The sequence below is a fragment of the Providencia sp. PROV033 genome (genome assembly GCF_028484855.1).
Classification (GTDB): Bacteria; Pseudomonadota; Gammaproteobacteria; order Enterobacterales; family Enterobacteriaceae; genus Providencia; species Providencia alcalifaciens.
In genome coordinates, this window is the sequence record NZ_JAMPSW010000121.1 from 1 (window position 1) to 8,734 (window position 8,734).

Genomic DNA, 8,734 nt, shown 5'->3' on the forward strand with positions numbered 1-8,734 from the left:
TAAAATATTTTCAACTCTCACCGATGCCAAATGACATCTCCTTCAATTCCCAACTAAGGTTTGTATATGAATAATTTTGAGTTTTACAATCCAACACGTATTGTTTTTGGTGAAGGCAAAATTGGTGAACTGGACAGGCTGGTCCCTGAAACTGCAAAAGTTCTTGTGCTATATGGTGGCGAAAGCGCCCGCAAAAACGGTACCCTTGATGAAGTCACTAGTGCCTTAAAAAATCGTCAAATTGGTTATTTTGGCGGTATTGAAGCCAATCCACGCTATGAAACGTTAATCAAAGCTGTCGCCCTCATTGAAAATGAAGGCTACGATTTTTTGCTGGCTGTCGGTGGTGGCTCTGTCATTGATGGTACTAAATTTATCGCTGCTGCCGTCAATTATGCGGGTGATAAATGGGAAGTGGTGACCAGTGGAGGGGCGACTATTCAGCACGCATTACCATTTGGTACTGTTTTGACACTTCCGGCAACTGGCTCTGAAATGAATAAAGGCTCTGTGATCACTCGCGAAGAACTCCACGCGAAACTCGCCTTCATGAGTGACAAAGTTTTCCCTCAATTTTCTATTTTAGATCCTGTAAAAACCTATACATTGCCACCTCGCCAAATCAGTAATGGTGTGGTGGATGCCTTTGTCCATGTTATCGAGCAATACCTCACCTATCCTGTGAATGCGAATGTTCAAGATGCCTTTGCCGAAGGTTTGCTCAGAACCTTAATCGATATTGGACCGAAAGCGCTAGCTAACCCAACCAATTATGATGTCCGCGCCAATCTCATGTGGACAGCCACGCTCGCCTTAAATGGTTTAATTGGTGCAGGTGTCCCGCAAGACTGGGCTACCCATATGTTAGGACATGAAATTACGGTTCTCTACGGTTTAGATCATGCCCAAACATTAGCCATTGTTCTGCCTTCGTTAATGGAAGAAAAACTGCCACAGAAACAAGCGAAAATGGCACAATACGCAGAACGCGTTTGGGATATCCGTGAAGGTAGCGAAAAAGAAAAAGCGCTCAAAGCCATTGAATTAACAAGAGACTTTTTCGAATCAATGCAAGTTAAAACTCGCTTTAAAGATTACCAACTCAATCAAGATGTTGTTGAGCCATTAGTGAACAGCTTGGTGGCACATAGCATGGTGACCCTAGGCGAACATCGCGACATTACCCCAGAAGTCAGCCGCCGAATTTACATCGCATCATTATAAATCGTTGGTTGAACAAAAGAGCGCATCTATTGCGCTCTTTTTTATAATTCTGACCCATCCTAAATAAGGTGACTCTTTTTTCATCAAATCTTGGCATACACAACACTGACTAAAAACACAATGTTGGTATATCAGATACTCTCTATCAAGCTTGTACTCAACAATACGATTCCCCGCTCTCCTTTGATATTGAAAAGGGAAATCCCTGCCTTGTTTATATGCCTGTCAAAATGAACAATACTAAATAATTAATTTATTTTTTATGCAGTTAAGCCGATAGCAGATAACTCTGCTATCGATGTTTCGCCCTTCTCTAGCCAGATAATTGATTGGCAATGGCACAATAGCATGATCAAAATATTGTTTTGATTTTCGCCCCTAATAAGCCATTTCTTGGGGCTGAAATTTTAGGTATTTTATAGCACTAAATTACATAAAACATTTTTATAACAATTATTGTCTTCCTAGGTCGTGAGCCATGTTTTCTAAATCCAATATCTCTAATACTGCACTGCTCGCATCTTCATTGCTATTAACCATTGGCCGTGGCGCGACCTTGCCATTTATGGCGATTTATTTAACACGTCAGTATCACATGGCCATCGATATTGTTGGTATTGCCATGACCATCGCGTTAACGGTGGGAGTCTTATTTAGTATGGGATTTGGCATGCTGGCGGACAGAGTCGATAAAAAACGCTGCATGCTCATTGCCGTATTCGCCTTTATTTGTGGCTTCATCGCCATTCCATTAATGAATAATGCCCTGCTAGTTATTATCTTTTTCTCACTCATTAACTGCTCTTATTCCGTCTTTTCGACAGTTTTAAAAGGCTATTTCGCCGATACACTCGCTTTATCCTTAAAAACTAAAGTTTTTTCGCTCAACTATACCTTTATTAATATCGGCTGGACGGTAGGCCCCCCTATCGGGACATGGCTATTAATGTACAGCATTAATTTACCTTTTTGGTTAGCCGCCGTTTCAGCAGCTGCACCGATATTCTTTATTCAATGTTTTGTTCAAAGCACCAAACCTGCTAGCCATGTTGATGGTCAGCCGCGAGTGTGGAACCCTAAGGCGATGCTTCACGACCGTGCATTAGCTTGGTTCATTCTCTCAACCTTTCTTGGTTCCTTGATATTCGGTTCATTTACTACGTGGATTTCCCAATACGTCATCACCGTTGCTAACAGTGATTTCGCGCAAGCCGTTATTGGTGTCATCTTACCCGTCAATGCTGTCGTCGTGGTGACATTGCAATATGCGGTTGGAAAACGCATTACACCCGACAATTTGAGGCGTTTAATGACCTTAGGTAGCCTATTCTTTTTGGGGGGATTAGCTGTCTTTATGGGCTCAGGTGATAACCTCTATTTATGGGCATTAGGGTCATTTATTTTCACGCTGGGTGAATTAATTTATGCCCCAGGAGAATACATGTTAATTGATAGCATTGCGCCTGAAGGTATGAAATCCAGCTATTTTTCAGCTCAAGCGCTAGGGCTACTTGGCGGGGCGTTTAATCCGATGATGACAGGGTTCGTTCTCACTGAACTCGCGCCTTATTCCATCTTTATTATCTTAATGATTGTCACCGTATTGGCGTGGCTGAGTATGCTTAATGGCATGCGGATAAAAAACAAACAAAGCCTCGTTGTTTGATTGTATAAAACCCGCAAATGATAAGCCATTTAGCGGGTTTCTTTTTGCTATTTCAACATGGTCATTTTTAAAGTTTCTCCCAAAATTTTGATAGCATTGCGCCTTCTTGGGATCAACTCAGATGCATAATTAATACGTAAGTGATTTGAGTAACAATCTCCAGCAGCAAAGTGTGCTCCTGTCAATATTATTTATGGAATATGAAAAATACAAAAATCAGAAAATCTAATTTGTTATTCAAAGAAATAAAATTAATTTTAATTAAATTAATCTTTAAAGGATATAAAATAGGCTTCGCATACCATAACAAATAATACCTGCTATTTTTATAATCCTATTAACCAATAAAAATAAATATGTAATTTTCATATTAAAATTTGCTGCACAATTGTTGTATTGGCGCAGCATTATCTTTTTCATCATGAATATGTTTATTTTCTGATGGATTCTTTTAATAATAAAGCGCGTTTGCGATCAATTCCCCACCGATAGCCAGATAAAGCGCCATCATTTCTTACCACACGATGGCAAGGGATCGCGATTGCGAGCATATTAGCGCCGCAAGCATTCGCCACAGCACGAACCGATTTAGGCGAACCTATTTTTTCTGCGATTTCTCGATAACTGACTGTTTTACCAACAGGAATGGTTCTCAAAACTTGCCATACTCGCTGTTGGAAAGCGGTACCTCGGATATCTAGCGGAAGATGAAGACCTATTTCAGGGACTTCTATAAATCCAATCACATTTGCGACAACTTGATCGAAATCTTTATCTCCACCAATCAATTGCGCATGAGGAAATTTATCTTGTAAATCATTGAGTAACAACTCTGGATCATCACCCAATAAAATGGCACAGATACCGATTGAGCTCTGTGCAACAAGCACATTTCCCAATGAGCACACCGCTAAGGCAAAATAAATTTGATGCCCATCTCCACCGGACTTCCATGCCGTGGGTGTCATTCCTAAACGCGCAGTCGCCGTTTCATAAAAACGACTATTTGAATGAAAACCCGCATCATATATGGCATCCGTAATCCGTTCATTCTCAGCTAATTGAGCTTGCACTTGCTGATGGCGATAGGCATCGCGATAAGCTTTAGGCGTCAATCCCATCTGAGATTTAAATAACCGATGAAAATGAAATGGACTAATACCGACATATTCGGCTAACTCCGCTAAAGTGAATTGTTGATTCGTTTGCTCTATATACCGACAAGCAAGCTCAATTTTTTCTTGATAAAACTGAGCTTGCTGTGACATTTCATTACGATGACGTTTTCCTGAACGGAACCCTTGCTCTATCGCTTGCTGCTCATTATCAAAAAACAGCACATTGTCTCGATTCGGTAAACGACCAGCCGCAGATGGGTGGTTATAAATTTTTGACGTTTTTACACCATACACAAAATAGCCATCGGCCGATTTATCACGGTTTTTCAGCGCATTCCAGCGCTGCTCATCGGTGATCCATTGATTCTTCGTTGTCATAATATTAACCCTTTACTGATTTCACCATGCTCAGTATCTTCGGTTATTATATGCCTAACACTCCAAACCTTGCTTTTTAATTCGCCGTACAGACTGCGCCTTGTGTTTGTTCTTCAGTATTTTTTCGACGAACGATCAGCAAAATTGAACCAAGCTAAGTGCCTCGTTTTCTTTTTCTAAATTCACTTAATGTCATTCCGGTATGCCGTTTAAAATAACGGCATAAGTATGACGTATCTTCAAAATTTAATTCATCCGCAATACCTTGAATAGATAATATACCTCTCTCGAGCTGTGCTTTAATTTCTAACACCACTTGCCTGTCTATTAAAGCTTTGGGCGGATCATTAAAAAAATCCTTCACGATTTGCGATAAATAAAATGGCGTAATGGCCAGTTGTTTTGCGTAAAATTTAACATCCCGTTGCTGCTTACAATGCTGTGTGATTAGCGCCCAAAATTGCCAACATAATTTAGCTTTACGACTACGTTCCTCTTTAAAAATAGCCCCAGAATGATCAACTTGATTAGCGATTTCCAAAAAGAAGTTTTGCAGATGCTGGCGCAATTGCAGCTTTCCATGTTCTGTACGTTCCTGCAGGTAATAGCGAAATAGTGCGTACCAATGTGAAAATAAACGTGCTTGCGCCGATGTCATCGATAATCGAGGCTGAAAATTAAAAAAAGCAAATAGCGAGTTAGGTAAAACAAACGCAATATCTGTGGCAAAAGCCTTATCAATATGAATGTAATCAACAATAAAGTTCCTAGAGCGCTTTTGTAGCATCACAAATGTATCTTCATATAGAACAAATAAATCATCTTTACGTAAAGCATACTGTTTAAAATTAATATTAAAAACAGCCATTCCCTGCCGACCAATGCATAACGTCACATAATCTGGCGATATTACGCTATTTTGTAGCTCCTCAAATGTCGATGACCCAAGACATACGACGCCGCTCCATATTAATTGATGATGTTTTAAATCTTGCATATAAACTCACCTTACTGGATTTCGCTCCTTATCATTAGTTTTCAAAAGTACCTAAACTAACGAGATTTTTCCCTTATATACCACAAATAAATACCTAAAATAAGTCTTGTTAATTACCCCCAACAACGAAGAGAAATATGATGGTGTTATATACTGAACGACTGATTTTACGTCCTTGGCTGATGAGCGATGCCACCAATCTGTATCATTACGCTAAAGATGAACGTATCGGTCCTATTGCCGGTTGGCCGCCTCATCACAGCATTGAAGAAAGTGCTGAAATTATTCAATCCATTTTTATGCGTGATGGTGTATTTGCCGTTGCATTGAAAGAAGACAACAAAGCAATTGGGTTAATTGGTTTATCCATTGGCAAAGACAGTAATTTTCCTATTGGCGATAATGATGCAGAAGTAAGCTATTGGATCGGCGTTCCATTTTGGGGAAAAGGATTTATTCCAGAAGCTCTATGTGAAATTATGCGTCACGGATTTAAAAACCTTAAAATGGATAATTTATGGTGTGGATATTTTCAAGGTAATCAACAGTCTAAAATTGTGCAAGAAAAGTGTGGATTTCAATATTACGCGACATTAGCACCGCAATTTATTGAATTAATCGGTGAAACAAAAATCGAAGAAATTAGCCGTATTACCTATGAGCAATGGCAAGCGTGTATTTGACTTGCCGAATTACGACTCATTGCAGTTTATCTGACCACTCATATGGAATTTGTAACAATCTACTGCAATTCAAAGAAAATAACCGACAGCCCTCTCCCATCAATGCTATGATTTCCTGATATTTACAAATAACTTTTCATATTATAAAAATATCCAAGGTAAACACATGCACGACTATGGTATTTGGACAATTATCACACCGATTGTCACAATTCTCTTGGCAATACTCACTCGCCAAGTGATGCTTTCATTAATGCTAGGGATTTTAGTTGGTTTTACTGTTATTAATGACCATAACCTATTACTCGGTATTCGAGGAACAGTGGACGGCATCATTGATACATTTTCTTCGGCGGGTAATACACGTACCATTGTCTTTATGGTCATGATTGGCGGGATCATGCGTTTAGTCGTCGTCACCGGAGGGGTTAGAGCCCTCGTCCAGTTACTCACTAATAAGACAAAGTTAATCAAAAATAGAACAGCAACACAATTGCTCGCCATAGTAATTACATCCCTGATTTTTATTGAGAGCTCCATTAACCAGCTAGTAGCTGGTGCCTCTACTAAGAATTTAGCGAGACAATATGGCGTCGCGCCAGAAAAAATGTCCTATCTTATTCAAACTGCCTGTGTGTCGGTCTGCTCATCTGCTGTTATTAATGGTTGGGGTGCGGTTATTATGGGGCTAATAGGTGTACAAATCTCCCAAGGTCTTATTTCAGGTGAACCTTTCGATATTCTCATTAAATCTATTGGCTACAACTTAATGGCATGGCTATCGCTTGCGACTATCTTATTTTATGTATTCACCAATTTTTCTTGGGGACCAATGAAAAAGGCTGAAATAAAATATCAGCAAGATTTCAACGCAGGTAAATTAACAAAATCCTCATTAAAAAATGAAGAAGAAGAAATTATCGACCACCCGAATGCATATTCGGCACTGAATTTTTTTATTCCTATTCTTTCAACTGTATTAATGGTTCCTGTTGCCTTATATATTACGGGCGACGGTGATTTCAGCAAAGGAAGTGGGTCTACTTCCGTTTATTGGGGAGTTATGTTTGGTACGGCTGTTTCTTTTTGCTGGTTTATCGGAAGACGGCTATTAAATATCGATAACTTCTTTAAGGAATTATTCATTGGCTACGCCAGTATGCTAAAAATCAGCTCTATCATGATTTTAGCTTTCTTAATGGGTAATGTATCCTCTGAACTTAATACTGGAGCTTATATTGCTGAGGTCACTCAAGGTATTATGGCGCCAGGTTTCTCTATTGGCTTTATTTTTATTATAAGTGCCATCATGTCTCTAGCGACGGGAACCTCGTGGGGAACCTTTGCCATTATGATCCCAATTGGTGTTCAATTAGGCTTATCCGTTGGTATGCCAATTGAATATATGATTGGGGCAGCAATTTCAGGATCAATCTTTGGCGACATGACCTCACCTATTTCCGCAGATGCCATTGTTGCTTCTATGGCCACAGATTGTGACCATATAGAACATATTCGTACTCAAATGCCTTATGCATTAGTGACCGCAAGCTTTGTACTGGCTATTTATCTCTATTTAGGGTTTACCAATTAATACAGGGGAATTTAGATGTCTCTTCAACAAACATTAACTCAATTCGCGAAAGTTGACTTGCTTAAAGCATCGACCCCACTGAATCTACTCGATAATTTGTCACGTTTATATGGACGAGAAATCTATATTAAACGTGATGATATGACGCCGTTGGCGATGGGCGGAAATAAACTCCGTAAGCTCGAGTTTTTAATGGCTGATGCTTTAGCCCAAAATGCAAAAATTATTGTCACTGCGGGTGCTATTCAATCTAACCATGTTCGCCAAACGGCTGCTGTTGCCGCTATGTTTGGCTTAAAATGTGTCGCTTTATTAGAGAACCCTATTCAAAGTGAAGATAGCAATTTCCTGCATAATGGAAATAAACTACTCACTGACTTATTTGGCACTCAATGTGTAATGTGTGAAGAATTAACCGACCCACAAGCGCAAATGGCAGAATTGATTCAATCGTTAGATCTTAAAGACGCTTATATTGTCCCAGTCGGTGGTTCAAATGGAATTGGCGCATTGGGTTATGTCCAGTGCGCCATTGAAATTGCCCAACAAAAACCAACCAATATTGAGTTTGATAAAATCATTGTTGCTTCAGGTAGCGCAGGAACTCACGCCGGTTTAGCGATGGGTCTGCAAGAATTGCTTCCAGCATCGCAACTCATTGGTGTCACAGTTTCTCGTAAACAGCAAGATCAGGCACCCAAAGTTGAAAAATTGCAAAACGAATTAGCGCAATTACTGAAACTCGAAAAAACACCCGAAATCACTCTTTGGGATGATTTCTTCGCCCCCATGTATGGCATGCCGAATCGTAGTGGTTTGAATGCAATAGCGCTGTTAGCACAAAAAGAAGGGATCTTGCTTGATCCTGTTTATACAGGAAAAGCCATGGCTGGCTTGATTGATTACTTAGATAATTCATCCGATAAAACCCCTGTATTATTCGTTCATACAGGTGGAGCACAAGCACTTTTCGCTTATTCAGAAATCAACAAAACCATTAAATAATAAATATCGCTCTATGGGGGCAGTTATTTCCATAGAGCGTCTATTTTAGACTCGCGATTTATTCGTTAC

Annotated in this window: 7 protein-coding genes; 5 read left to right on the forward strand and 2 right to left on the reverse strand. The window is 39.7% G+C overall.

Annotation, left to right across the window (positions count from 1 at the left end; genetic code table 11):
* Nucleotides 1–66 precede the first annotated feature (66 nt).
* Complete coding sequence (locus PSF16_RS15370) at nucleotides 67–1,224, forward strand: iron-containing alcohol dehydrogenase (RefSeq protein ID WP_036963659.1); 1,158 nt, start codon at nucleotides 67–69, stop codon at nucleotides 1,222–1,224.
* Between the two features lie 478 nt (nucleotides 1,225–1,702).
* Nucleotides 1,703–2,890 carry an efflux MFS transporter YdeE gene (ydeE, locus tag PSF16_RS15375; protein ID WP_272689580.1) on the forward strand — a complete coding sequence of 396 codons (1,188 nt, stop codon included), beginning with the start codon at nucleotides 1,703–1,705 and terminating at the stop codon, nucleotides 2,888–2,890.
* Nucleotides 2,891–3,321: 431 nt separating this feature from the next.
* On the opposite strand, the gene ada is transcribed toward ydeE, so the two are convergent.
* Together ada and PSF16_RS15385 are read right to left on the reverse strand one after the other, a co-directional pair.
* Complete coding sequence (ada, locus tag PSF16_RS15380) at nucleotides 3,322–4,386, reverse strand: bifunctional DNA-binding transcriptional regulator/O6-methylguanine-DNA methyltransferase Ada (RefSeq protein WP_006659833.1); 1,065 nt, start codon at nucleotides 4,384–4,386, stop codon at nucleotides 3,322–3,324.
* 154 nt (nucleotides 4,387–4,540) lie between these two features.
* A complete protein-coding gene (locus tag PSF16_RS15385) occupies nucleotides 4,541–5,383 on the reverse strand; it encodes an AraC family transcriptional regulator (RefSeq protein WP_036975747.1) in 843 nt (280 codons plus the stop codon).
* 137 nt (nucleotides 5,384–5,520) lie between these two features.
* Between PSF16_RS15385 and PSF16_RS15390 the strand changes: the two genes are divergently transcribed.
* The 3 genes from PSF16_RS15390 (at nucleotide 5,521) to PSF16_RS15400 (ending at nucleotide 8,665) form a co-directional block, all read left to right on the forward strand.
* Nucleotides 5,521–6,066 carry a GNAT family N-acetyltransferase gene (locus tag PSF16_RS15390; protein ID WP_179896302.1) on the forward strand — a complete coding sequence of 182 codons (546 nt, stop codon included), beginning with the start codon at nucleotides 5,521–5,523 and terminating at the stop codon, nucleotides 6,064–6,066.
* Between the two features lie 166 nt (nucleotides 6,067–6,232).
* Nucleotides 6,233–7,660 carry a Na+/H+ antiporter NhaC family protein gene (locus PSF16_RS15395; RefSeq protein ID WP_154601152.1) on the forward strand — a complete coding sequence of 476 codons (1,428 nt, stop codon included), beginning with the start codon at nucleotides 6,233–6,235 and terminating at the stop codon, nucleotides 7,658–7,660.
* A 15-nt stretch (nucleotides 7,661–7,675) separates the two neighbouring features.
* A complete protein-coding gene (locus PSF16_RS15400) occupies nucleotides 7,676–8,665 on the forward strand; it encodes a D-cysteine desulfhydrase (RefSeq protein WP_272689581.1) in 990 nt (329 codons plus the stop codon).
* The last annotated feature ends 69 nt before the right edge of the window (nucleotides 8,666–8,734 follow it).